Origin of the sequence: Pseudomonas tremae (assembly GCF_023278125.1) — a bacterium.
Classification (GTDB): Bacteria; Pseudomonadota; Gammaproteobacteria; order Pseudomonadales; family Pseudomonadaceae; genus Aquipseudomonas; species Aquipseudomonas tremae.
Genome location: NZ_CP066270.1, coordinates 1361489 through 1386992, shown reverse-complemented (window position 1 = coordinate 1386992; position 25504 = coordinate 1361489). Strand labels below are relative to the sequence as shown.

Genomic DNA, 25504 nt, shown 5'->3' with positions numbered 1-25504 from the left:
AGCGAGAGCGGTTCCTGCTGATTGTCAGCGTGGTGCGAGATGCACCACCATCAGCTGTACGGTTTCGTTGCCGCGAAACTCGTTGAGGTCGAGCTTGTAGGCCAGTTCTATCCAGCGAATATTGGGGTTGGGCCAGATGTCGCGGTCCACGCCAAACGCAATGCCATCCAGCTTCACGCTGCCGCATTCGGTCTTGAGCACCATCTTCAAATGGCGTTCGCCCACGACCCGTTGCTCGACCAGCTGAAACACGCCGTGGAACAACGGCTCGGGGAAATGCTGCCCCCAGGGGCCGCCATTGCGCAGTGCGTGGGCCAGTTCCAGATGAAACTCTTCGACAGCCAGCGAGCCATCGGACAGCAAGCGCCCGGTCAGGTCCTGCTCTTCAAGCTGGCGACGCACTTCCTGGTCGAACGCCTCGGCAAACGCCGGGAAGTGCTCCTCAGGCAGCGACAGACCGGCCGCCATCGCGTGCCCGCCGAACTTGCTGATCAGTTGCGGATGACGCGCTGCCACAGCGTCCAGCGCATCGCGGATATGAAAGCCCGGCACCGAACGCGCAGAGCCCTTTAGGACGCCCTCGCCCGCACTCGCGAAGGCAATGCTCGGTCGGTGGTAACGCTCTTTGAGACGCGAGGCCAGAATGCCGATGACACCCTGATGCCACTCGGCATCGAACAGACACAGGCCAAACGGCATCGATTCAAGCGGCAGATCCTTGAGCTGGGCGAGCGCCTCGCGCTGCATGCCCTGCTCGATGGACTTGCGGTTCTGATTCAGTTCATCCAGCCGCACGGCCTTTTCCCGCGCCAGCGTCGGGTCGTCGCAAAGCAGGCATTCAATGCCCAGGCTCATGTCGTCCAGGCGCCCTGCTGCGTTCAGGCGCGGGCCGATAATGAACCCCAGATCGGTCGAGGTGATGCGCGCAGGCTCGCGCCGTGCGACTTCGAGAATCGCGCGCAAGCCCGGACGTGCGCGCCCGGCCCGGATACGCATCAAGCCCTGATGCACCAGAATGCGGTTGTTGGCATCCAGAGGAACCACGTCGGCCACACTTCCCAGCGCGACCAGATCAAGCAGTTCGCCCAGATTAGGCTGGGCACGCTGATTGCTATCGAACCAGCCGGTTTCACGCAGCCGCGCGCGCAAGGCCATCAGTACATAGAAAATCACCCCGACCCCTGCCAGCGATTTGCTGGGAAAGGTACAGCCTGGCTGATTGGGATTGACGATGGCGTCCGCCGCTGGAAGCTCATGGCCGGGTAAATGGTGATCGGTGACCAGAACCTGCAACCCTGCCGCCTTGGCTGCCGCCACGCCTTCGACGCTGGAGATGCCGTTATCGACCGTGATCAGCAGCTGTGGCTCGCGCTGCAATGCGACCTCGACGATTTCCGGCGTCAGCCCATAGCCGTACTCGAACCGGTTGGGCACCAGATAATCAACATGCGCAGCCCCCAACAGGCGCAGGCCCAGAACACCCACGGTGCTGGCGGTAGCGCCGTCGGCATCGAAGTCGCCGACGATCAGCATCCGCTGGCCTTCACGCAGTGCGGTCACCAGCAGATCGACCGCTGCATCGATGCCCTTGAGCTGTTGATAGGGGATCAGTCGCGCCAGACTCTTGTCCAGCTCTGCCTCGCAGGACACGCCTCTGGAGGCGTACAGACGAGTGAGCAAGGGCGGCAGGTCACCGAGAAACGGCAAGGTGTCGGGCAACAGACGGGGTTCAATGCGCATGCGGGTCAGCTGATTCTCTTCAGGGTGTCGATGGACAATACGTTCGATACAGGCAGGCTGCGGTCAACCACGCTCGCCGGCAAGCCACTGCAACTGGACTTCATGCTGGCCACGGTCATCGGTAACGAACACAGTACCTTCACTGATCATCACATCCCACTTGATGACCCGCGGCATGTCTTTGGCCAGCACTTCCAGTACGTCCTGCGGGACTGCTGCGATGTTGACGTTTTTCAGGTTCTTGATCGCCGGGATGACCTTGCCTTCCCAGACGCGCAGGCTGCCGTAGGCAAGCAGGCTGGTGCGCTCGGTACGCCGCGAACACCAGGTCAGGCGGTCGGCGTCAGGCTGCCCCACTTCGATCCAGTGCAGGACGCGATCATCCAGGCTCTTTTCCCAGAGTGCCGGCTCGTCCACATCGGACAGACCACGACCGAACGACAGCTGCTCGTTGTACCAGAAGGCGTAGGCCAGCAGACGCACGGTCATGCGTTCTTCGGTCTCCGATGGGTGCCGGGCGATGGTCTGCTTGACGCTTTCGTAAACCCCGCGGTCGAGGTCTGTCAGGTTGAGTTCGAATTTGTAGGTCGTGGACGGCTGGGCCATGAACGGGCTTCTAGAGTCTGGAGGGAAGACCGCAAGTCTAACCGATGCGCGCCCCGCGAAGGAATTTGCTCGCGCAGGCACCAAAGTCCGGGCCGTGCTTCACTGATTTGCGGCACATCAAAAAAACGATAGTCTGAAACAAAATCCTGATACATCTTGATACTTTGCAACAGTCTCTGCGGACACGTCAGGCTGCCAGCCTGAAGACGGCTTTGGGTGCTTGAATGTGACGCCACTGGTGCCGCGCCATTCAAAGACCTGCCACCCCACTCAGATTGTTGACCCTTTTTCGAGGATGACACCCGCGAATGCCCCTTCCTGCCTCGCACTGTACAGCGGCTCGATTGATGCTCGTCATTGCGCTGACGACCCTGTCGGGTGTCTGTCAGGCACGAGAAACGCTGACTTGGCTGATGCGCGACATACCCCCGTCGACGATCTTCTCCGGAACGATGCGCGGGCAGGGAGCGATCGATCAGCTCATGCCATTACTGACCGCAAGAATGCCCGAATACGACCATGTGCTGATGCGGGTCAATCGTGCCAGGGGCCTGCAGATGCTGAATGACGCGACCTCTCTGAGCTGCGACCCGACCATGTTGTGGACCGAGGAACGCGCCAGGACCCTGCTGTTTTCCATCCCCATTGTTGCCATCATGAGCAGCGGCCTGATCGTGCGCAAAGAGGACGTGGAGACGTTTGCCCCTTTCATGGAAGACGGAAAAATCGACTTTGTGGCGCTGATGGACAGCCACGCAATCAGGCTGGGGGTGGTTGCAGAACGCAGCTACGGTGAGCTGATCGACCATACTCTGCGCACAGTCGATGAAGACACGCTGATCCCGCACTATGGCAACGACGCCATCGGCAGCCTCCTGCAAATGGAACGTCTCGGGCGTCTGCAGGCGTTTATCAGCTTCTGGCCGGAAGCTCGTTATCAAGCCATGCAACAAGGCATATTGCCCGAAGAACTGAGTTTTATACCGATCAAGGGAAACCCGGCCTACCAATTCATCTATATCAGTTGCAGCCGGTCACCTGAAGGCGAGCAGGCCATCGCCAAGATCAATAACGAAATGCGTGTATTGCGTGAATCCAGCCTTATGAAGCTCTACGCACAATGGCTGGATCCCGCCCAGCGGGCTGGCTATCTGGAGGAGGTAAAAGCGCTGCTGGAAAAGAACTGAGCAGGCAAAAGAAACCCCGGACAGAGGGGGTCTGGCCAGGGCAAACATGACCACTTGGGTCAGTACGCCAGCCCCTGATCAGCGGAGCACAGTGATCAAGGCTGGCATAATGGATAGGATTACCGCGAACCCGTCAGGTTCCGGGCCTGTTGAAGGCCGTTAAGCGTCTGTTAAGCGAATGAACGGGCGCCGGCAAAGGCACGGCTGGTTGCAAGGTTGCGCATGGCCGCAATGACACAAGGCTCGATACGGCCTTCAGCGACCATCAGGTCTCGGCGCAGACCATCCACCACGTCGGTGAGCTGACGTTTATCGTTCAATTGATCGGCGCTGAATGTACGCTTGATCACACAGGCACCCGCTTTATCTTCCAGAGTCACCAGACGCTCGCCCCGAGAACCCGCCGGCCCGATAGTGGCTTGGTAAGGCGCCAGCGCTTCGCTTAGCAGTAAGCTGATATTTTCCATCCGGATCACCACTCAACAGTTTGAATGCAAAGGTGCCAACAAATGACCATCGCTGATAGAAAAAAGTTCTTTCTATCGGCCGATCACGGCACTGCTTGTTATTTCGAGCATGCCTGTTGAATGTGACACGGAAAAAACGAGTCACCCCAAGTATGAAACCGGACAGGTAGGAAAAGACGACAAAATTCCGCTACAGGTCCTACGTAGCGTGCATGCCCTTCCCTCCTGTTATAAACAGCTGGATCACCTGAAATACGTCCAGCCCATTTATGACGGAGGCACACCTTGAGCGATTCAACCGATCGCCCGTTGCGCGTCATCGTGGCAGATGACCACCCTATTTTCCTCATTGGTCTGCGGGTAGTACTGGAACGGCATGGCCTGGCGAACGTGGTGGCTCAAGCCCATAACCCGGATGAACTGCTGCAGGCGCTGACGCAGCACCGCTGTGATGTGCTGGTGACTGATTTCATGATGCCCGTCGAACAGCAAAGCGACGGCTTGCGCCTGCTGCAGCGCATCCGCCGGGACTTTCCGGCGCTGCCCGTGGTTGTGGTGACAACGTTGAGCAACGGCGGGTTGTTTCAGTCCATGCTCGACATCGGTGTGCGAGGGTTATTGAGCAAGGCCAGCCTGACCGGGGAACTGCCGATGGCGATCAAAAGTGCGCGGCTCGGTGAGGTGTTTGTTTCCGATTCAGTGCGCAGGGTTCTGAGAGAAATACACCCGCATGGACCTCAGCCAATGCGGCCGTCCGAACGCCTGTCGCCCAAGGAGCTGGAAGTGCTGCGCCTGCTTGCGGCCGGTCATACGGTCGGCCAGATCGCCGCACAGCTCAATCGCAGCAAACAGACGGTCAGTGCGCAGAAAATCGGAGCCATGCGCAAACTCGGCCTGGCCAACGACGCAACATTATTCATTTACCTGCAGGAAAGCGGGATGTCTTGACTGCGGGAGTCACTCCAGCACCGCCTGTCGGCGCGTTTCATCACGTGAGGCCATCCAGTGCAACAGCTCGGACGTCGGCATCGGACGGGCAATGAAATACCCCTGAACGGCAGGGTCGCCCAACGCCAGCACACTGTGAAAATCGTCTACCGTCTCGACGCCTTCAACCACCACTGACATGGACAGGCGTTGCGCCATGAGCATTGCCCCGGCAACTACAGCGGACTTGCGCGCATCATCGGCCATGCCACGCACAAACTCGGTCGGGATTTTCAGCTCGGAAAACGGCAGCTGCAGCAGCCTTTCGATATTCGATGCGCCCATGCCGAAGTCATCAATGGACAACCTGCAGCCCTGCATGCACAGCCTCAACAGGCTCTCCAGTTGCCAGTTTTCAGGCCGGGCGGCATCCTGCTCGAGAATTTCGAGGGTCAGGGCACTTGCCGGTATGCCATGACGCGCAAGGGCCTGGATGATCTGCTCGGCGAAATCCGCTTGATGAAGCACGTGCGGGTCGATGTTGACGGCGACCGGCAACGCCATACCCTGCTCTCGCAGGACTTGCGCAGATAATTGCAGTGCCTGATCCAGCACCCGCCAGGTCAGCGCAGCGGTCAGCCCTTTGGCTTCGATGGTGGCCATGAACCGCCCGGGGGCCAGCAGGCCATGCACAGGGTGCTGCCAGCGAACCAGCGCTTCTACCCCCAGCAATTCGCCGCGCAGGCTGACCTTGGGTTGAAAATAGGCAATCCACTGCTCCGCCACAGAGGTTGCGCCGGCTGCGTCCTGGCCTATCATGGCAAACAGCTCTGGCGCAGACAAAGTTTCGGGAGCGCAGCTTGCAGGCGATGGCGTAGGCACCGTCGACTCGGCACGACCAGGCCCATAAGCCTTGAGCAATTCGCACAGCGCGGCGGCTGAAGCGGGTTTCTGCAAGTAACCCAGCACCTTTATGCCTTGATTGAGTGCCAGTTGCGCAACGCCCTCCAGTACGCAAGTGGCGGAAACACTCAGGATGATCAGCGCCCTCGCCTGCCCGCTTTCAGCCAGAAAGCGGATCAGTTCAAGACCGTCAGGCCCTTCCATCTGCAAGTCGCAGATCGCGATGTCGATAGGGCCGCGGCTGTGCAATGACTGTTTCGCAGCTTCGACGCTGTCAGCGGCCAGCACATCAAAGACCTGATTGGCATTGAGCATCTGGTGCAAGGCCATCAGCTGGAACGGGTGGTCTTCGAGAATCAGAACCTTGAGTGTATGCACGGTCACGCCTACGGGATTGAAAGCATCGGAACAGCAGAACACTGATTTTAGTCCCTCGCGCAGACATGCCCCATAAGACATGTCTTAAAAGCGCTGGCGATCACGGCGTTTTTTTGCAGAACCGGTTCCGCAAAGCTCAATCGCGAGACGGCGTCATTTCAGGCACCGCTGCCAGTTGCAGCTCGATATCAGCGCGCAGGCAGGTCATGGCCGTTTCCAGCGTCAGCCAGCGCTCGGCAAGGCCAGCTGCGGATTGCAGCCGAACGCTTTCATCCAGCGCAGCACACGCTTTGGCCAAGGGCACGGCGTCCACCAGGCTGGCAGCACCCTTGAGCCGATGCAGGCAGGCACCCAGCGTCTTCCAGTCGCTTGCCAATACCGCAGGCTCCAGCAAGTCATGCTCATGTCGCAGGTTTTTCCAGAGTTCGCTTAACAACCGGTCCATCTGCTCCGGATTGGCCTGGGTCATGTCTTGCAGCGAGCGTATGTCGAAGGTCGGCTCAGACACCCGGTCTGTCAGCTCCTGGGCCAGACGCGCCAGAGACAGCGGCTTGATCAACAGCCCGTCCATGCCGGCCTGTTCACAGCGCCCGGCCTCATCAATCAGAGCGTTGGCGGTGCAGCCGATAACAGGGCAGCGCCGGCGGCGTTCTTTCTGCTCGATCTGTCGAATGGCCTGGGTCAATGCGTAGCCGCTGATGCCTGGCATGTTGCAATCGGTGATTACGGCATCGAACAGTTCTTCGCGCCATATCGCCAAGGCGGCCTCCCCGTCCGAAACCGCCACCACCCGATGGCCGAGAAACTCCAGTTGCCGGGTGAGCACCAGCCTGTTGGCCGACATGTCATCGACCACTATCAGACGCAGGCTGCGAGTGTCTGCGTACACCTGCCGAGCATCCTCAATGGGCTCAAGCGGCCCGGTGACACGTGCAAGCGGTATGTCGATGGTTACCCGCGTGCCCTTTCCCGGCTCGCTATGCAGGCTGATATCGCCTGTCATCAGTTCCACCAGTTGACGGGTGATGCTCAGTCCAAGCCCGCTGCCGCCATAGCGTGCAGCCGTGTCGTCATTGGCCTGGATAAAGGGCTGAAATATCTGCTGCTGACGCTCCGGCTCAATACCGGCACCGCTGTCCTGAATACAGATTCGCGCCCGCGAAGCATCGGCCGAAACATCCGAGACATCCACACTGACGACAACCTCCCCTTGGTGAGTGAACTTCAAGGCATTGCCCAGCAGGTTATGCAACACCTGACGCAGCCTCAGCGAGTCCAGCCAATAGTCGCCCCGCGCCTGTTCATTGAACTGCAGATGCAGTTCCAGACCTTTTTCCCTGGCCTGCGCCGAAAACAGTTCAATGGCTCCCTCGAATACTGCCTGCAGCGACGTCACCGACAGTGACAACTGCATGCCACCTGCTTCGATCCTGGCCAGATCAAGGCTCTCGCCGATCAATGCCACGAGCTCCGTGGCCGACCTAAGGGCAATCTGCAAGCCTTGGGATGGTGCCTGACCCTGGCGTAGCGCCTGCTCGCATTCCAGCTCGAGCAAACCGGTGATTGCGCTCATCGGCGTCCGAATTTCGTGGCTCATGCTGGCCAGGAATAGACTTTTCGCCTCGTTGGCATCGGCTGCCTGACGCATGGCGTCTTCGAGTTGCTGCTCCAGTTGCTTGCGCTCGGTGATGTCGATCCAGCCACCCAGCAGCCCCTGTAATTGCCCGTCGGCGGCGAAGAAAGGCACCGTCCATTGCCAGACGTCCATGCGCCTTCCGGACAACTCGATCGTGCGGTCGGAAAAGACCGGTTGATGATTTTCCAGCAGCTTGAGGTAGTCGGCATGCATCTGTTCGGCCAATGGCCGCGGAATGAGATGAACATCTGTCAGGCGTCGCCCGTTCATCTGTTCGAAGCTGATGTCCAGCGCTTGCTCGTAGCTGCGATTACACGAGATCAGACGCCCTTTCAGGTCACGCACATAAATGGGGTTGGGGATGCCGTCGAGCAAGGCATGCTTGAATGCCAGTTGATCATTGAGCTGTTGCTCAGCCTTGAGTCGCTGGCGAATCTGCGCGTTCAGACGGCTGCTCCAGGCCAGCGATACCAGCCCGGTAAGCACTGCAAGCGCCACAACCCAGAACACCCATTGCGGTATCCGCGACCAAAGCGAAGGCTGAGGCAGGGTCGATCCCAACCATTTCAAACGAATAGAGCGCAGCTCGGCGACCGGGAACTCTTCCAGCGCCTTGTTCAGAATGCTCAGCAGTTCGGGTTGGGATTTGACCACTGAAAACCTGTCAGGGGACCACTTGCCATCGACACTGCGCGCCACTTTCAACTGCCCCGAGGGGAACAGGTAGGCGCCCGCTTCGTTTTGAATGGTCGCCTCTGCAGCACCATTTTCGACCAGTGCGCGTGCCTGCTCGTAGGTGTCCACCAGGCGGAGTTTGATCAGCGGGTATTCTTGCCTGATCATGTCCTCAAGCGCGTGCCGGGCAGGCAGCGCAAGCACCTGTCCGTCCAGACTGGCAAGCGATATCCGCGACGAGCGATCGGAGCGCACCACGAACATCCAGCTGTTGCCACCAAACGAATAGGTGAAGTCCAGATACCGTCGTCGTTCGGCATTTTCGGCCAGCGAGGTGTTCATGTCTGCCAGGCCAGAGCGAAGCAGATCAATACTCTGCTGCGTGGAGGGCACTTCCTGATGTTCGAACTGCAAGCCAGTCATGCGCGAGATACGCGCGAGCACGTCGACATTGAGCCCCACCCACTGGCCATGTTTGTCCTTGTAGATGTAGGGTGGATGCTGCGTGGTAGAAACCGTCACCTTCGGATGCTTGAGCAACCAGCGGCGCTCTGCGCCGGTCAGACGTATGCGCTGCCCGTCTACGTCCGCCCCAAGGCCCAGAGTCCAGCGCCCGAGCACCTCACGGCTGACCGAAGGGGCGATACTGCCGAGTGCCTGATCAATCAGGCTCAGCAAGCGCTGCTCGTCACCGCGCATGGCAAAGGAAAATCCGACAGGCGGCAAGCGGCTTTCAAACTTGATCTGCAAGCCCAGATAAGGTCGCAGCGCGGTGTAAGTGCGCACGATCACCTCGTTGCCGATAAAAACGTCAGCCTCCCCCTGGCTGAGAGCCTCCAGCGCGCTGTAGAGGTTGGGGGCAATGATGATCTCGCTGTCTGGATAGACGCGGTGCACCACCTCGGAATCGGCGTACCCGTCGAGCAGTACGACCTTTTTGCCGGCCAGGCTCGATGGCGGACTCAGATCGTTGCCCCGACCGACCACCACTGACCGGTCCGGCATGTACTCGCTCGAGAACGACAGCCCTGGCACGCCTCGCTCGAACCCGTTGGCGCTGGTCAGCAGATCGATCCTGCCCGCGCGCAGTGCATCAATGGCCTCTTCACGTCTGGTGAAACCGACGACCTGCATCGGTATATTCAACTGATCACTGACCAGACCCAGGTAGTCGGCGCTGATGCCCTGATAGCGATTACGATCGCTGGTAATATCGATCGGCTCGTAATCGGCAATCGCAATGCCGACCCTGAGTGCCTTGCGCTGGTCCAGCCATGCGCGATCCCTGGCCTTGATGACGAGGTCCTCAGACACCACGAACGGAGCGGTGAGAGTGAATGGCAGGCTCTGGGCTGCATCGACCGAACGCGCAAGAAACAGCGCCAACAGCATCCATGCCATGCGCCATGCGCGGCCTCTCATCGTGCTGCCCGTCTCCCTGACTACGTCCTGCCTGCTTGCCTGCTTGCCCACGAATGACTCAACTCTCTGGTTCGAAAAACCAGCGAAGTTTGGCACGTAGGAACACAAAGGCCCGCCAAGTGGCGGGCCTAAAGTTGTTACACGACGCTTCTGTCAGAGCGGTTTGCCGCGGTTGCCGTGCTGGCTGACAAAGGCCTGTATGGCTTTCAGGTCATTCGGCAGTACGGTGCAGCGTTCGTCCCGCTCGAACAAATCAGACAAATGTGCAGGTAGCTCAAGCGCTTTTCCTACGCCCGCCTTCTCCACTGCTTCCGGGAATTTGACCGGATGAGCTGTGCCAAGGATCACCATCGGCGTATCCAGGCTGCGACGACACTCACGGGCAGCCTTCACGCCGATAGCGGTATGGGGATCAAGCAGCTCGCCGGTGCTCTCGAATACCTCGGCGATGGTCTTGCAAGTGTCCTCGTCACTGACCGCCAGCGAATCGAACAGTTTGCGGGTCTCGGTCCAACGCTCTTCTTCGACGCTGAAACCGCCGCCCTGTCTGAACGTGCTCATCAGTTCGGCGATTGCCGAGCCCTTGCGACCATGCATGTCGAACAGCAAACGCTCGAAATTCGACGAAACCATGATGTCCATTGAAGGTGACAGCGTGGAGTACAGGGTTTCCTTGACGTACTGATTACCGCTCATGAAACGGTGCAGGATGTCGTTGCGGTTGGTAGCGACGATCAGTTGATTGATCGGCAGCCCCATGTTGCGCGCCAGATAACCCGCGAAGATATCGCCGAAGTTGCCGGTCGGAACCGAGAAAGATACCGAGCGCGCCGGGCCTCCCAGTTGCAGCGAGGCATGAAAGTAGTAAACGATCTGGGCCATGATGCGCGCCCAGTTGATCGAGTTGACGGCCACCAGAGGCGTGCCCTTCAGGAAGCTCTGGTCGGCGAAGCTGGCCTTGACCATTTCCTGACAGTCGTCAAAGTTGCCTTCGACGGCGATGTTATGGATGTTATCGCCGAAGATGGTCGTCATCTGTCGACGTTGAACATCCGAGACCCGGTTGTTCGGATGCAGGATGAAGATGTCGACGTTATCGCAACGACGGCAGCCTTCGATGGCTGCAGACCCGGTGTCGCCCGAGGTGGCGCCCATGATCACCACGCGCTCGCCACGCTTGGCCAGCATGTAGTCCAACAGACGGCCGAGCAGTTGCAGTGCGAAGTCCTTGAACGCCAGAGTCGGACCGTGGAACAGCTCAAGTACCCACTCGTTGCCATTCAACTGGCGCAGAGGCGCGACCGCGCTGTGGGTAAAGACGCCGTAGGTCTCTTCGAGGATCTGCTTGAAATCGGCATCCGGGACGCTGCCTGTCACAAACGGGCGCATCACCCGGAAAGCCAGTTCGTGATAAGGCAGCCCCGCCCAGGAAGCGATCTCTTCCTGAGTGAAACGAGGCAGGTTTTCAGGCACATAGAGGCCGCCGTCACTGGCCAGACCAGTCAACAGAACCTCTTCGAAATTAAGGGCCGGTGCCTGCCCGCGAGTACTGATATAGCGCATGGGATCAAACCTTTGGTGTGAGCTTGAAGCTTGAAGCGCTGTGCTTCAGGCTTCAAGCCTCAAATTCAAAACAACTGACGCCTGACGTGCATCTGGTCGTCTGGTGCTTGCAGCCTGTAACCGACAGCTTGCAAACGACGTTAGTTAAGGTGCTCGACGCGAATACGAACCACCGGCCCTACCACGTCCTGAAGCGCTTCCAGTGCCTGGATGGCGTCATTGATACGTTGTTCCACCACGCGGTGCGTCAGCAGGATCATCGGCACCAGGCCATCGTGTTCTTCGACTTCTTTCTGCATGATCGATTCGATGTTGATGCCGCGCTCGGACAGAATGCTCGCCACCTGCGCCAGCACACCCGGATGATCCTTGGCCTGGATGCGCAGGTAATAGGCGCTTTCGCAGGCTTCGATCGGCAGAATCGGGTGAGCGGACAATGAATCAGGCTGGAAGGCCAGGTGAGGCACGCGGTTTTCCGGGTCAGAGGTCATGGCCCGCACGACGTCCACCAGATCGGCGATGACTGACGATGCGGTCGGCTCCATACCGGCACCGGCGCCATAAAACAGGGTAGAACCGGAGGCATCGCCGTTGACCATCACCGCGTTCATCACTCCGTTGACATTGGCAATCAGGCGATCGGCCGGGATCAGCGTGGGGTGTACACGCAGTTCGATGCCCTGTGCCGTGCTGCGCGCGACACCCAGGTGCTTGATGCGGTAGCCCAGCGCTTCGGCGTAGTTCACATCTGCAGTGGTGAGTTTGGTAATGCCTTCGGTGTAAGCCTTGTCGAACTGCAACGGGATACCAAAGGCAATGGACGCCAGGATGGTCAGCTTGTGAGCAGCGTCGATACCTTCGACGTCGAATGTCGGATCGGCCTCTGCATAACCCAGCGCCTGAGCTTCAGCCAGCACATCCGGAAAGGTGCGACCCTTTTCGCGCATCTCGGTGAGGATAAAATTGCCTGTACCGTTGATGATGCCTGCGAGCCAGTTGATACGGTTCGCCGACAGACCTTCACGGATGGCCTTGATGACCGGAATGCCACCGGCGACAGCCGCTTCAAACGCAACGATCACACCCTTTTCACGGGCCTTGGCGAAAATCTCGTTGCCGTGAACGGCGATCAGCGCCTTGTTGGCCGTGACCACATGCTTGCCGTTTTCGATGGCCTTGAGCACCAGTTCGCGCGCAACGGTGTAACCACCGATCAGTTCCACGACGATATCGATTTCAGGGTTGGTCGCAACCGCGAACACGTCGCTGGTGGTAGGGGTACCGGCAATCTGGCAGTTGGGATTGGGTGTACGAACCGCAATTTGCGCCACTTCGATTCCACGCCCGGCACGACGGGCAATCTCCTCGGCGTTACGTTGAAGTACGTTGAAAGTACCGCCACCGACAGTACCCAGCCCACAGATGCCTACTTTGACCGGTTTCACTGATGAACTCCCCGAAAAACGGCCGATTATGAATCAGCCGTGGAAAACCGCCGCATGTCACCATGCGACCACAAATGAGACGAGGCGCCAGGATTGCGCCTCACGCGACGCAGTGCTATTTGGCGCCCATCGCCAGTTTGGCGACCTGAGCAGCAGGCTGGTAGCCCGGAATGACCTGACCATCGGCCAGAACAATCGCAGGTGTGCCGTTCACGCCGATAGACTGGCCGATTTCATATTGCTTGCTGACCGGGTTGTCGCACTTGGCGGCCTTGATGTCCTTGCCGTCGACCATACGGTCCATGGCAGACTTGCGATCCTTGGAGCACCAGACAGCCTGCAACTGCTCGTCACCCGGAGAACCCAGCCCCTGACGGGGGAAGGCCATGTACCGCACTTCGACCCCCATCTTGTTCAGCTGCGCGACTTCCTCGTGCAGCTTGTGGCAGTACGGGCAGGTGGTGTCGGTGAATACCGTGATGTGCGACTTGGTCTCGCCGACAGCCGGGTAGATGACCATATCGGAAAGCGGAATGCCATTGATCGTCTTGGAAATGGCCAGACGCTCGGTCTTTTCGGTCAGGTTGACCGGCTTGCCGTTCTGCACCTGGAACAGGTAGCCCTGCATCACGAACTGGCCGTCGGCGCTGGCGTACAGCACGCGACCGCCCTTGAGCTTCACTTCGTAAAGGCCATTGAGCGGGCTCGGCGAAATGCTCTCGACCGGCAGTTCCAGCTGGAGCGAATCCAGTGTCTTGCGGATGGCCTGGTCAGGTGCGGTATCTGCGGCGGCGAACATACTGAGAGTACCGGCCAGCATGAAAGCGGCGGCAGCGAAAATCTGGGGCAAACGCATGAAAACTCCTATGACGGCGGACAGGCTGACGGCTGCTGAAAACAGAAGGGTCAGGCCTTGTTCTGCGAAACCGGCAAAGCCTACCACATTAGGGCTTAAAGGCCGCTCTGCACTGATGTAAGACTTTTCGCGAAAAGCGCGAGCATTCAACCCCGAGGATGATGCTTCGCATGCATTTCCTGCAACCGCGCACGCGCAACATGGGTGTAGATCTGGGTCGTCGACAGATCGCTATGCCCCAGGAGCATCTGCACCACGCGCAGGTCGGCGCCGTGGTTGAGCAAATGAGTCGCGAAGGCGTGACGCAGGGTGTGCGGCGACAAGGATTTGCCGATACCAGCAACCGTTGCCTGGTGCTTGATACGGTGCCAGAACGTCTGACGAGTCATCTGGTCGCCGCGGGTACTGGGGAACAGCACGTCGCTGGGCTTTCCGCCTAACAACTCATCACGGGCGCCACGCATGTAACGCTCGACCCAGACAATCGCTTCCTCCCCCATTGGCACCAACCGCTCCTTGCTGCCCTTGCCCATCACTCGCAGCACGCCCTGGCGCAGGTTGACCTGTTCCAGTGTCAGGCTGATCAGTTCGGTCACGCGCAGACCACAGGCATACAGCACCTCAAGCATGGCACGATCACGCTCACCGATTGGCTCACTCAGGTCAGGAGCGGCGAGCAATGCTTCGACGTCGGCTTCGGAGAGCGACTTGGGCAACGGCTTGCCCAGCTGAGGCATGTCGATCTGCAGGGTGGGGTCGGTGGCAATCAGCTTTTCGCGCAGCAGGTAGCGATAAAAGCCGCGCGCGCCGGACAGAAAACGCGCGGTAGAACGCGGCTTGTAGGCATTTTCCACGCGCCACGCAAGGTGATCAAGGATCACTTCGCGCCCGGCAACGGGCAGATCGACGTTGCGTTCCTGCAGCCAGCCGTTGAACAGCGCAAGATCGCTGCGATAAGAGTCGCGGGTGTTATCGGACAGGCCCTTTTCGAGCCAGAGGGCGTCCAGAAACCGGTCAATCAGCGGATGGTCGATGGCAGCCATTTTTACTCGTTACATGTGGGAATAAGCCAAGAGCAAATCATCAGATAACAGACAGCAAAAAGGCAGCCCTGAGGCTGCCTTTTTTATGCATCGAAAAACTGTATCAGGACAGTTTTTCCTTGATGCGCGCTGCTTTACCGGACAGGTCACGCAGGTAGTACAGCTTGGCCTTGCGAACGTCACCGCGACGTTTCACTGCCATGCTGTCGATTTGCGGGCTGTAAGTCTGAAAAGTACGCTCAACGCCAACACCGTTGGAGATTTTACGAACAGTGAAAGCACTGTTCACGCCACGGTTACGCTTGGCAATGACAACGCCTTCGAATGCTTGCAGACGAGCGCGGTCGCCTTCCTTCACTTTAACCTGAACGACAACGGTGTCGCCTGGTGCAAAGGTAGGGATCTCTTTGGTCATCTGCTCTGCTTCGAGGGCAAGAATGATTTTGTTAGTCATGCTGGTGCTCCTAAGGTAATCCGTCTGGATCGACCATCGATACGTTAACTATCGTCCCGCTCGCGGATGTATTCCGCCAGCAGCTTCTTCTCTTCTCCAGAAAGCGAGCGGCTTTCCAGAAGATCAGCGCGTCGTTCATAGGTCCGCCCGAGGGACTGCTGTAAACGCCAACGCCGGATGTGCGCGTGATTGCCACTAAGCAACACGTCGGGAACACGCTGATCCGCATACACCTCAGGTCGGGTGTAATGCGGGCAATCCAGCAGACCGTCCGTGAAGGAATCTTCCTCCGCGGAGTCCACATGCCCTAAAGCTCCAGGCAGCAGCCGCGTAACCGCGTCAATCAGGACCATCGCTGGCAGCTCGCCACCGGAAAGAACATAGTCACCAATCGACCACTCTTCATCGACATGAGCATCAATAAAACGCTCGTCAATGCCTTCATAACGACCGGCGATGAGGATAATCGCTTCCTCCTGCGCCAGTTCGCGTACCGCAGACTGATTCAGCTGTCGGCCTTGTGGCGACAGGTAAATCACCTTCGCCGCATCCCCCGCCGCTTGCCTGGCCTGAACCAGAGCATCTTCAAGGGGCTTGATCTTCATCACCATGCCCGGACCACCGCCAAATGGGCGATCATCCACAGTGTGATGGCGATCAGTGGTGTAATCCCGCGGATTCCAACAAGTGAGCTTCAACAGCCCTTGTTTCACCGCACGGCTGGTAATGCCGTATTCGCTGATGGCGGAAAACATTTCAGGAAACAGACTGATGACTTCTATGCGCAGACCGGCCATGGCATTCAGAAGTCCGCGTCCCATTCCACCTTCATCTCGCCAGCGGCCATGTCGATTGCCAACACGCATTGCTCCGTATAGGGCAACAGGCGTTCACGATCATCAAGGCTGCCCGCGCAGGGCTTTACAACCATTACATCGTTTGAACCGGTTTCGAGCAGGTGATCGATTTTACCGAGCAGTTGCCCGAGTTGGTCGATGACCTTTAGGCCTTCAAGCTGGTACCAGTAGTACTCGCCATCGTCCAGATCAGGGAACAGGTTGCGCGGCACGCAGATGTCGTAACCGGAGAGAAGACGAGCTTCTTCGCGATCATCGAGACCCTTGAGCTTTACGACCAGAAACTTGCTCTGCAAGCGTCCGCTGACCAGCTCCACCTGTTTGTCAACGCTGCCTTCGCGCCGAAGCGTCCAGGTTTTGTAGTCCAACAGGTTTCCAATCGGATCAGTAAAGGAATACACCTTCACTTCGCCGCGAACGCCATGAACCGAGTAAATCTTGCCAATGACGATCAGATCGTCGGCAGATGCAGGCGTCGCGCTCATAAGACTCAGGCCGCGGCCTTGGTCTTGTTGTGCTCTTTCAGCAGTTGGGCAACGCGCTCGGAAGTTTGTGCACCCACGCTCAACCAGTAGTTGACGCGTTCTTCGTTAACGGACAAACGGATTTCCTGACCACGGGCAACCGGGTTGAAGAAGCCGATCTGTTCTTTGTGGGAACCGTCACGAGCGTTGCGGCTGTCGGTTACGGTCAAGTGGTAAAACGGGCGCTTTTTGGAGCCGCCAAGGGCAAGACGGATGGTTAGCATTGAACATCGTTCCTGTAGTCGGTGCTGCAAATCTAAGATGCACAGCGGGCATAGGTGCCCGAAAGGCCGCATATTCTAAGGAATATCCGGACTTTTGCAAATGTCTTTTTCCGGCGCCTATCGGCATGCCTTCCAGATTTGCCAAGGAGCTGTCATCAAGACAGCGAGTATAAGCCCGCATGACACGGGCTGGACGGGAGTCACCTCCCGAATGAAACGCATGCAAAACCTCTTGCACGCGACACAATTACATTTTCGGCATGCCGCCGCCGGGCAGCATTCCGCCCATGCCGCGCATCATTTTTGCCATTCCGCCCTTGGCGGAGAACTTTTTCATCATCTTCTGCATCTGCTTGTGCTGCTTGATCAGACGCCCGATGTCCTGGACCTGGGTCCCGGAACCCATGGCGATCCGGCGCTTGCGCGAACCGCTGATCAGCTCGGGATCCCGACGTTCGGCAGGGGTCATCGAGTTGATGATGGCTTCCATCTGCTTGAATTGCTTCTCTGCCGCGCCCTGGGCATTGCCCATCTGCGACAGGTTGACGCCACCAATGCTCGGCAGCTTGTCCATCAGGCCGCCGAGACCGCCCATGTTCTTCATCTGTTGCAACTGATCGCGGAAGTCTTCGAGATCGAAGCCCTTGCCCTTCTTGAGCTTTTTGGCAAGCTTGTCGGCCTTGTCCTTGTCGAGGGTATGTTCGGCCTGCTCGATCAGGCTGAGCACGTCGCCCATGCCGAGAATCCGCGAGGCGATACGGTCCGGGTGGAACGGCTCCAGCGCCTCGCTCTTCTCGCCCATACCGATGAACTTGATCGGTTTGCCAGTGATTGCACGCACCGACAGTGCAGCACCTCCACGAGCATCGCCGTCGACCTTGGTAAGGATCACACCGGTCAGCGGCAACGCATCGCCGAAGGCCTTGGCGGTATTGGCCGCATCCTGGCCGGTCATGGCATCGACCACGAACAGCGTTTCGGCTGGCTTGGTCGCAGCGTGCAGCGCCTGAATCTCGCCCATCATCTCGACATCGACGTGCAGACGACCGGCGGTATCGACGATCACGACGTCGATGAACTTGAGCTTCGCTTCTTTTATGGCAGCCTGCGCGATCTCGACAGGCTTCTGACTGATATCGGAAGCAAAGAACGTGACGCCGATGTCGTTGGCCAGCGTTTCGAGCTGCTTGATGGCGGCAGGACGGTACACGTCGACCGACACCACCATGACGGTTTTTTTCTTGCGCTCTTTGAGGAAGCGCGCCAGCTTGCCAGCCGTGGTGGTCTTGCCCGCACCCTGCAGGCCCGCCATCAGGATCACGGCAGGCGGAGTGACATTGAGCACCAGGTCTTCGTTGGCGGCGCCCATCAGGCTTTCGAGTTCGGCCTGGACGATCTTCACGAACGCCTGACCCGGCGTCAGGCTGCGCGACACCTCGGTACCGACGGCGCGCTCCCTGACACTGTTGACGAAGTCTTTGACCACCGGCAAGGCGACGTCGGCTTCAAGCAACGCCATACGCACTTCGCGCAAGGTATCTTTGATATTGTCCTCGTTAAGCTTGGCCTTGCCAGTTACATGGCGCAGCGTCTGCGAGAGGCGGTCAGTCAGATTTTCAAACATGCGCGATCCTTTCAGGCTCTCGTCGAACCCCGGTTGATGCGGCCCGGCCCGTAATGCAGAAATGGCGCTCGGCGAGCCTGCGGCGTGAGCAGGTCGCGGATTATAGCGAAGACTCCGTCACACGGACACCACGCAGACTGCTTCTCTGGTCTTTCGTGATTTACCGGTTATATGCCAAACTCAGCGTCTTTCCAGGCCCGTCCATCAGGATCTATGTCCCCTTTGCCACCCAGCCTGCTTCCCAGCCTCGCCGCCGCCGCCCTTTATGCCGCCGCGACCGCTTACCAGGGCGTGCGCCTGAGCCAGACCGCCAGGCCCGACAAACGGCTGCTGTGCCTGCTCGGCACGCTCGCAGTCATCGCGCACGCCTTAGGTCTGTTTTCCCAACTGACGCACTCCGTCGGCCTTGGGCTGGACTTTTTCAACTCGGCCAGCCTCATTGCCGCCTCGGTGATCGCCGTCACACTGATCGCCACGTCGCGCATACCAGTGGAAAACCTGCTGGTGCTGCTGTTCCCGCTCGGCATGATCACCGTGCTGCTGGCGCAATTCGCGCCCAGCGGTACGGTGCAGCCGATCATGGAAGAACCGGGCATCCTCAGCCACATCCTGCTCTCGCTGCTGGCTTACGGGATGTTCACCATCGCGGTCTTTCAGGCTTTGCTGGTACTGGTGCAGGACCATCAGCTCAAGAACAAGCATCCGACCGGACTGATCAGAAACTTCCCGCCACTGCAGACCATGGAAAGCCTGCTGTTCGGCTTCCTGTGGGCTGGCTGGATACTGCTGTCGCTGTCGCTGCTCTCCGGGTGGCTGTTCGTCGAGAACCTGTTTGCCCAGCATCTGGTGCACAAGACCCTGCTCGCCTGCCTGGCCTGGATTGTATTCAGCGTGTTGCTGTGGGGACGCAACCGTCTCGGATGGCGTGGGCACAAGGCTATTCGCTGGACCCTGGGCGGTTTCTGCCTGCTGATGCTGGCCTATTTCGGCAGCAAGCTGGTACGCGAATTCATTCTGCACATCTGATGGCCTCTGATCATGGATAACTTGCCGCTCGGCCCGCTGCTTGGCGTAGTCGCCCTGCTGACTCTCTGGGCCGCCCTGCTGACGGCAGTCGAAACCGCTCACCATCAGCTCAAGACACTGCGCGCCGCCAGCCGCAAGGACGAAGCGGCGACGCTTCCCGATCTGGCGTTCAACCTGAACAGCCTGATTCTGTGCAACACCCTGATCAAGGTGTTGATCACCGTCATTGTCACACTCATCGCTGCCGGTTACTGGTTCTACAACGGACCGACCGTGGCGTGGCTGGCCACGTTCAGCGTCATGCTGGTTTTTGCCGAATACATACCGCGACGCCTCGCAAACCGCCATCCGGTAGCGACCCTGATGCTGGGCAATGGCGTATTGCGCATCCCGATGAAGATCGTCTGGCCGCTGGCCTACGCTTTCAACGTGCTTGCCAAGACCCTTCTGCGCCCGTTTCCGTCACGCCACGTGCAACCTCAGAGCCAGGCCTTCGATGACGATTCGCACAAGGCCGTTCAGCAAGAGATTGTTCAGGAACATAACCCGCGTATCAACGTGCTTTCGGGCATCCGTGCGCTGGACAGCATTACCGTCAATGACATCCTGATACCCCGCAATGACGTTGACGGCGTCAACCTTGATGACCCGATAGAACTGATCATCGAACGCTTGATCATTTCCCGTCACACGCGCCTGCCGGTCTATCACAACGATATCAATCAGGTACAAGGGGTCATCAACACTCGCGACATCAGCCATCTGCTGCCCAAAGCCACGCTGACCAAGGAGCAATTGCTGGCGGTCTGCTACGAGCCTTATTTCGTCCCCGAAAGCACCCCGCTGCAATTGCAGCTGTTGAACTTTCACAAGCAGCAACGCCGCCTTGGCGTGGTGGTGGATGAGTACGGCGAAGTGCTGGGCATTGTTACCCTCGAAGACATTCTCGAAGAAATCGTCGGCGAGTTCGAGAGCGAGCAGAGGCTGGACAACCCTCACGTCAAACGCCAGGAAGACGGACGCCTCGAAGTCGAAGGTGCAGCGTCCATTCGCGAGCTGAACAAAAGCCTCGGCTGGCACCTGCCGTCCGATGGTCCGAAGACCCTCAACGGGCTGGTTACAGAAGCGCTAGAGACCATTCCCGAGGCTCCGGTCTGCCTGAAAATCGGGCCTTACCGCCTGGAGATACTCGAGACCGAGGACAACCGCGTCACTCGGGTAGCCATGTGGCACAACACGCTGGTGGGCACGTTAAAATAGATTCACGGGCGCCACCATTGCCTTTCGCCCCACTCTTCGCGTTATTCTCCCCCGCTCTTCACCCCAACCATAATAATCAACGCTTGCCGGGGCACCGCGCAGGCCGACCGGCGAGATGACTGTCAGGGAGTCCGCATGACCAATACTCTGCTCGCCCGTGAAGGTAATGACGCGCTCGCTACTCCAGTCAACTCAACAACCCGCGTAGCCACTGCCAGCTTCATTGGCACGGCCATCGAGTTCTACGACTTCTACGTTTACGCCACGGCAGCCGCACTGGTGATCGGCCCGGTGTTTTTCCCGCAGACGTCAGGCACTGCACAAATGCTCTCGTCGTTTCTGACCTTCGGCATCGCTTTTCTTGCACGTCCTTTGGGGTCAGCGCTGTTCGGCCACTTCGGTGACCGCATAGGGCGCAAGTCGACACTGGTCGCGTCACTGCTGCTGATGGGGATCTGCACCACACTGATCGGAGTTTTGCCGGGCTATGCGACCATCGGCGCATGGGCGCCGATTCTGCTCTGCGTACTGCGCTTCGGTCAGGGGCTGGGGCTGGGCGGTGAATGGGGCGGCGCAGCCCTGCTGGCGACCGAGAACGCGCCAAAGGGCAAGCGCGCCTGGTTCGGCATGTTTCCGCAACTGGGCCCATCAATCGGATTTCTGGCCGCAAACGGTCTGTTTCTGGCACTGGCCATGATGCTGAACGACGATCAGTTCCGCGAGTGGGGCTGGCGAATCCCGTTTCTGCTCAGCGCAGTGCTAGTCATGGTCGGGCTCTACGTACGCCTGAAACTAGAAGAGACGCCGGTCTTCGCCAAGGCGATGGCAAGCCAACAACGCGTCAGCCTGCCTATCGTGGAAACCTTCGGTCAGCACTGGAAACCCATGCTTCTGGGTGCGGCATCGATGGTGGTGTGCTACGCGCTGTTTTATATCTCGACCGTGTTTTCGCTGAGCTATGGCGTTTCGACCCTGGGCTATACCCGCGAAACATTCCTAGGGCTGCTGTGCTTTGCCGTGTTGTTCATGGCCGCGGCCACACCGCTGGCGGCACTGGCAAGCGATCGCTTCGGGCGCAAGCCGGTGCTGGTTGTCGGTGGCGTGCTGGCAATTCTGTCGGGCTTCATCATGGAGCCGCTGCTGACCCACGGCAGCACCTGGGCAGTGGCCCTGTTCCTCTGCATCGAACTGTTTTTGATGGGCATCACCTTTGCCCCGATGGGCGCTCTGCTGCCAGAGCTGTTTCCGACGCAGGTTCGTTACACGGGCGCATCCGCCGCTTACAACCTGGGTGGAATCGTGGGCGCCTCGGTGGCCCCCTTCTTCGCCCAGAAACTGGTAGCGATGGGCGGCTTGAGCTGGGTCGGCGGGTATGTTTCTGCAGCAGCGCTGATCAGCGTGCTGGCGGTCTTGAGCCTGAAGGAAACGAAAGACACAGAGCTTTGAACTGCAGGCTGCAGAAAGGGCCGGACGCCCTTTTCTGCAGCCTTGGGCTTACGACCTACAGTTCTACCTTGACCGCTTGAGCGGCCCGTGTCGCCTTGGCACGCGCAGCTTCGATCGACTCGTCACGAGCCAGGGCAACGCCCATTCGACGTTGACCGGCGACTTCCGGCTTGCCAAACAGACGCAACGCCGTGTCCGGTTCTGCCAGCGCGGCGCCCAGGTTGGCGAAAGCGGTCTGCGTGGAGTGACCTTCGACCAGAATCACTGCCGAGGCCGATGGACCAAACTGGCGAATCAACGGGATCGGCAGACCCAGAATGGCACGAGCGTGCAGAGCAAACTGGGAAAGGTCCTGAGAAATCAAGGTAACCAGTCCGGTGTCATGCGGGCGCGGCGAGACTTCGCTGAACCACACCTGATCACCCTTGATGAACAACTCGACGCCGAACATGCCACGCCCACCGAGAGCCTCGGTCACCGCCTTGGCAACACGCTCCGACTCTGCCAGAGCTACAGGGCTCATGACCTGTGGCTGCCAGGACTCCTGATAGTCACCTTTCTCCTGACGATGGCCCACTGGTGCACAGAATGTGGTGCCGCCCACGTGACGCACGGTCAGCAGGGTGATCTCGTAATCGAAGTCGATAAAGCCTTCGACGATGACGCGCCCTTTGCCGGCACGGCCGCCTTCCTGAGCGTAATCCCAAGCCTTTTGCACATCATCGGCGCTTTTCAGCAGGCTTTGCCCTTTGCCCGAAGAACTCATGACCGGCTTGACCACGCATGGGAAACCCAGGTCTTCGACAGCATTGCTGTAAGCCTCGAAGGTGTCGGCAAAGTGATACGGCGAGGTCGGCAGCTTCAATTCTTCCGCCGCCAGACGGCGAATGCCTTCGCGGTTCATGGTCAGCTGCGCGGCACGTGCAGTCGGAATGACCGTGAAGCCTTCAGCTTCGAGCTCGACCAGCGTTGCAGTGGCAATCGCTTCGATTTCCGGAACGATGAAATGCGGCTTCTCAGCCTCGATGACGGCACGCAAGGCCGCGCCATCGAGCATGTTGATGACGTGGCTGCGATGCGCGACCTGCATGGCGGGTGCGTTCTCATAACGGTCAACAGCGATCACCTCAACGCCGAGGCGCTGCAGTTCGATCACGACTTCCTTGCCCAGTTCGCCGCTGCCGCAGAACAGTACGCGAGTCGCGGTGGGCGACAGTGGAGTTCCGATTCGAGTCATCTCAGGTCCTCGTGAAGCAGATATCGAGAGCTGCACGCCTAATGCGAGCAACCGCAGTGAAGAAAGGCGCGCAATTTACCATGAAGCCCGGACAAATGGGTTTCAACCGGCGCAGGCACTGTTGCGCGCACGCCAGGCCATGATCATCCAGACAATAGTGACACCGGCGAACTTGGAGATCAGCGCGGTCAGCACGACGGGGGCGGTCAAGGCATCAATCATGCCGAAGAAGATGAAGGTATCGAGCGGAATGCTTAGTGCAGAGCTGATCCACAAACGGTCACGCAACGGCCGCTTGGTGATGCTGAAGACCAGCCAGTCGATGCACTCGGATACGGCAAACGCCGTGGCACTGGCCAGCGCGATAGTGGGATCGCTGGTGACATAAGACAGCACGAGCGCCGCCAGCATGGCGACGATTGCGCCATGCCCGAAGCGAATCTGCACCATGTCGCGCAGCACAAATACCAGACCGCCCCACGCTGACCAGATCATGTCCAGATGCGGCGCACTGGAAAAAGCGAAATTAATCAGCACGACGCTGCCGATGTAGGCGAGCAGAAAAAGCATGATCAGTGTGCCCCGCCCACCGTCCACATCAGCCCGCTGGCCCTGGCACGCTCGTCACACAGCCCCAGTACGACACGACGCTCGTCGTTGCTCATTCGGCTCCACCGTGTGATCTCGTCCACGGTGCGCTGGCAACCGGTGCAAATATCCTGCTCATCCAGCGCACAGATGCTGACGCACGGGGAACGGACTGGCTTTTCAACTATGGAATCTGTGGAATCGTTACTCATCAATCTTCCTGTACGGCCAGGTCGCGGGCATAGCGCCGGGCATTGTGAACGTAGTGGGCGGCGCTGGCCTCAAGCATCTTCTTCTGCACATCGGTGAGTTCGCGTATCACTTTGCCTGGTGAACCCATGACCAGCGAGCCGTCAGGAATGACCTTGCCCTCTGCAATCAGCGAGTTAGCGCCAATGATGCAGTATTTGCCAATTTTTGCTCCGTTGAGAATGACCGCATTGATACCGATCAGGCTGTAGTCGTCGACACTGCAGCCGTGCAGCATGGCATTGTGACCGATGGTCACGCCCCTGCCGATCGCCAGCGGCGACCCCATGTCGGTGTGCATCACCGTGCCGTCTTGCACATTGCTGTTTTCACCGATGTGGATCAGCTCGTTATCGCCGCGCAAAACGGTGTTGAACCAGACACTCGCTCCGGCCTCAAGCCTGACATTGCCGATAAGCACGGCACTGGGCGCGACCCAGCTTTGCGGGTCGGTCTGAACACGGGATTCTCCCAGGCGAAACTTCATGCGGTTACCTCAGACTGGCCGCTCATGGCTCGGCTTGTTACAGATGATGGTTACAGGTGATGTAGCAATCGTCAGCTCAGGTGGTCGAGCGTTCAGGCGGATGATGCAGGCTGATTTTACTGTCGTACAGCACATTGACCAGTTCGACGATCATGATCGCGGTCAGCCCCCAGATCTTGTAACCGCCATAGCGATAACTGGGCACATACCAGCTCCGGCCCTCGTAATCGATGCGGTGCGTATGCTCGCGGGTGTCCTGACGAAAGAACTCAAGGGGTACGCTGAACACTGCCGCGATCTCGCCATCATTGGGGCGGTACTCGACAAAATCGGGGATGACCCCCACATAGGGTGTGACTTTGATCCCGTGCTTGGAGATCAACGGGCTGAGCGGGCCGATAATTTCGACAAGGCCGGGAGGCAGGCCAATTTCCTCTTCCGCCTCGCGCAAAGCCGTGAAGATCAGATCGGGATCGCCCGGATCGCGTCGACCACCCGGAAAAGCCACCTCACCGCCATGAGTCGACAGGCCGCTGGCACGCAGGGTGAGGATCAGCTCGGGTTGTTCGCTGCGGGTGACAGGCACCAGCACGGCCGCCTCGGGGAAGCCTTGATCCGTGTCGAGAGTCTCTGGCGTGTGACTGACGACTCGGCGAAGTAGCTCATCCAGCATGGGAAAT

Annotated in this window: 23 protein-coding genes and 1 pseudogene; 5 read left to right on the top strand and 19 right to left on the bottom strand. The window is 58.8% G+C overall.

Annotated elements, in window-relative coordinates:
• Positions 1-24: 24 nt before the first annotated feature.
• Together recJ and I9H09_RS06370 are read right to left on the bottom strand one after the other, a co-directional pair.
• Positions 25-1740, bottom strand: coding sequence for a single-stranded-DNA-specific exonuclease RecJ (recJ, locus tag I9H09_RS06375; protein ID WP_236502433.1), 1716 nt, complete (start codon positions 1738-1740; stop codon positions 25-27).
• A 63-nt stretch (positions 1741-1803) separates the two neighbouring features.
• Positions 1804-2346, bottom strand: coding sequence for a YaeQ family protein (locus I9H09_RS06370; protein ID WP_002554774.1), 543 nt, complete (start codon positions 2344-2346; stop codon positions 1804-1806).
• 347 nt (positions 2347-2693) lie between these two features.
• On the opposite strand from I9H09_RS06370, the gene I9H09_RS06365 reads away from it, so the two are divergent.
• Positions 2694-3533 (top strand): TIGR02285 family protein, encoded by an 840-nt coding sequence (locus I9H09_RS06365; RefSeq protein WP_055003940.1) that lies wholly within the window; start codon positions 2694-2696, stop codon positions 3531-3533.
• A 170-nt stretch (positions 3534-3703) separates the two neighbouring features.
• Here I9H09_RS06365 and I9H09_RS06360 read toward each other — a convergent pair whose 3' ends face one another.
• Positions 3704-4000 (bottom strand): DUF3509 domain-containing protein, encoded by a 297-nt coding sequence (locus I9H09_RS06360; RefSeq protein ID WP_005891711.1) that lies wholly within the window; start codon positions 3998-4000, stop codon positions 3704-3706.
• A gap of 285 nt (positions 4001-4285) precedes the next feature.
• Between I9H09_RS06360 and I9H09_RS06355 the strand changes: the two genes are divergently transcribed.
• A complete protein-coding gene (locus I9H09_RS06355) occupies positions 4286-4948 on the top strand; it encodes a response regulator (protein WP_054991382.1) in 663 nt (220 codons plus the stop codon).
• Here I9H09_RS06355 and I9H09_RS06350 read toward each other — a convergent pair.
• The 11 genes and pseudogenes from I9H09_RS06350 to ffh all read right to left on the bottom strand — a co-directional run bounded on the left by I9H09_RS06350 (position 4921) and on the right by ffh (position 18531).
• Positions 4921-6208 (bottom strand): annotated as a pseudogene (locus tag I9H09_RS06350) (EAL domain-containing response regulator). The gene I9H09_RS06355 and the pseudogene I9H09_RS06350 overlap by 28 nt on opposite strands.
• Positions 6209-6344: 136 nt before the next feature.
• Positions 6345-9920, bottom strand: a complete 3576-nt coding sequence (locus I9H09_RS06345; protein ID WP_183142480.1) for an ATP-binding protein — start codon at positions 9918-9920, stop codon at positions 6345-6347.
• A gap of 174 nt (positions 9921-10094) precedes the next feature.
• Positions 10095-11504 (bottom strand): threonine synthase, encoded by a 1410-nt coding sequence (thrC, locus tag I9H09_RS06340; RefSeq protein WP_024691344.1) that lies wholly within the window; start codon positions 11502-11504, stop codon positions 10095-10097.
• 140 nt (positions 11505-11644) lie between these two features.
• On the bottom strand, positions 11645-12949 hold the full coding sequence (locus I9H09_RS06335; protein WP_005891701.1) for a homoserine dehydrogenase: 1305 nt from the start codon (positions 12947-12949) through the stop codon (positions 11645-11647).
• A gap of 115 nt (positions 12950-13064) precedes the next feature.
• Positions 13065-13805, bottom strand: coding sequence for a bifunctional protein-disulfide isomerase/oxidoreductase DsbC (gene dsbC / locus I9H09_RS06330; RefSeq protein ID WP_122312499.1), 741 nt, complete (start codon positions 13803-13805; stop codon positions 13065-13067).
• Between the two features lie 146 nt (positions 13806-13951).
• The gene (gene xerD / locus I9H09_RS06325) at positions 13952-14848 is read right to left on the bottom strand and encodes a site-specific tyrosine recombinase XerD (protein ID WP_024671792.1); all 897 of its coding nucleotides are present in this window, start codon (positions 14846-14848) and stop codon (positions 13952-13954) included.
• 103 nt (positions 14849-14951) lie between these two features.
• Entirely contained in the window at positions 14952-15302 is a 351-nt protein-coding gene (gene rplS, locus I9H09_RS06320; RefSeq protein ID WP_004878874.1) for a 50S ribosomal protein L19, read from the bottom strand.
• A 44-nt stretch (positions 15303-15346) separates the two neighbouring features.
• Positions 15347-16099 (bottom strand): tRNA (guanosine(37)-N1)-methyltransferase TrmD, encoded by a 753-nt coding sequence (gene trmD, locus I9H09_RS06315; protein ID WP_005891697.1) that lies wholly within the window; start codon positions 16097-16099, stop codon positions 15347-15349.
• Between the two features lie 5 nt (positions 16100-16104).
• Positions 16105-16644, bottom strand: a complete 540-nt coding sequence (gene rimM, locus I9H09_RS06310) for a ribosome maturation factor RimM (protein WP_005891695.1) — start codon at positions 16642-16644, stop codon at positions 16105-16107.
• Between the two features lie 5 nt (positions 16645-16649).
• Positions 16650-16907 carry a 30S ribosomal protein S16 gene (rpsP, locus tag I9H09_RS06305; RefSeq protein WP_003377687.1) on the bottom strand — a complete coding sequence of 86 codons (258 nt, stop codon included), beginning with the start codon at positions 16905-16907 and terminating at the stop codon, positions 16650-16652.
• Positions 16908-17154: 247 nt separating this feature from the next.
• A complete protein-coding gene (gene ffh, locus I9H09_RS06300; protein ID WP_122324931.1) occupies positions 17155-18531 on the bottom strand; it encodes a signal recognition particle protein in 1377 nt (458 codons plus the stop codon).
• Positions 18532-18744: 213 nt separating this feature from the next.
• Between ffh and I9H09_RS06295 the strand changes: the two genes are divergently transcribed.
• From I9H09_RS06295 to I9H09_RS06285, 3 genes are all read left to right on the top strand, one after another.
• The gene (locus I9H09_RS06295; protein WP_005891690.1) at positions 18745-19557 is read left to right on the top strand and encodes a cytochrome C assembly family protein; all 813 of its coding nucleotides are present in this window, start codon (positions 18745-18747) and stop codon (positions 19555-19557) included.
• Between the two features lie 12 nt (positions 19558-19569).
• Positions 19570-20817 (top strand): transporter associated domain-containing protein, encoded by a 1248-nt coding sequence (locus I9H09_RS06290; protein ID WP_122347472.1) that lies wholly within the window; start codon positions 19570-19572, stop codon positions 20815-20817.
• Positions 20818-20952: 135 nt separating this feature from the next.
• On the top strand, positions 20953-22263 hold the full coding sequence (locus I9H09_RS06285) for an MFS transporter (RefSeq protein WP_122324929.1): 1311 nt from the start codon (positions 20953-20955) through the stop codon (positions 22261-22263).
• A gap of 55 nt (positions 22264-22318) precedes the next feature.
• On the opposite strand, the gene purT is transcribed toward I9H09_RS06285, so the two are convergent.
• The 5 genes from purT to I9H09_RS06260 all read right to left on the bottom strand — a co-directional run bounded on the left by purT (position 22319) and on the right by I9H09_RS06260 (position 25497).
• On the bottom strand, positions 22319-23500 hold the full coding sequence (gene purT / locus I9H09_RS06280) for a formate-dependent phosphoribosylglycinamide formyltransferase (protein ID WP_005891684.1): 1182 nt from the start codon (positions 23498-23500) through the stop codon (positions 22319-22321).
• A gap of 102 nt (positions 23501-23602) precedes the next feature.
• Complete coding sequence (locus I9H09_RS06275) at positions 23603-24070, bottom strand: VUT family protein (protein ID WP_005891683.1); 468 nt, start codon at positions 24068-24070, stop codon at positions 23603-23605.
• 2 nt (positions 24071-24072) lie between these two features.
• Positions 24073-24300: a DUF1289 domain-containing protein gene (locus tag I9H09_RS06270; RefSeq protein ID WP_054997845.1), complete on the bottom strand. Its 228-nt coding sequence runs from the start codon at positions 24298-24300 to the stop codon at positions 24073-24075.
• A complete protein-coding gene (locus I9H09_RS06265; protein WP_005891681.1) occupies positions 24300-24824 on the bottom strand; it encodes a gamma carbonic anhydrase family protein in 525 nt (174 codons plus the stop codon). The genes I9H09_RS06270 and I9H09_RS06265 overlap by 1 nt, the downstream gene beginning before the upstream one ends.
• A 76-nt stretch (positions 24825-24900) precedes the next feature.
• Complete coding sequence (locus I9H09_RS06260; protein ID WP_024671787.1) at positions 24901-25497, bottom strand: CoA pyrophosphatase; 597 nt, start codon at positions 25495-25497, stop codon at positions 24901-24903.
• Positions 25498-25504 lie beyond the last annotated feature (7 nt).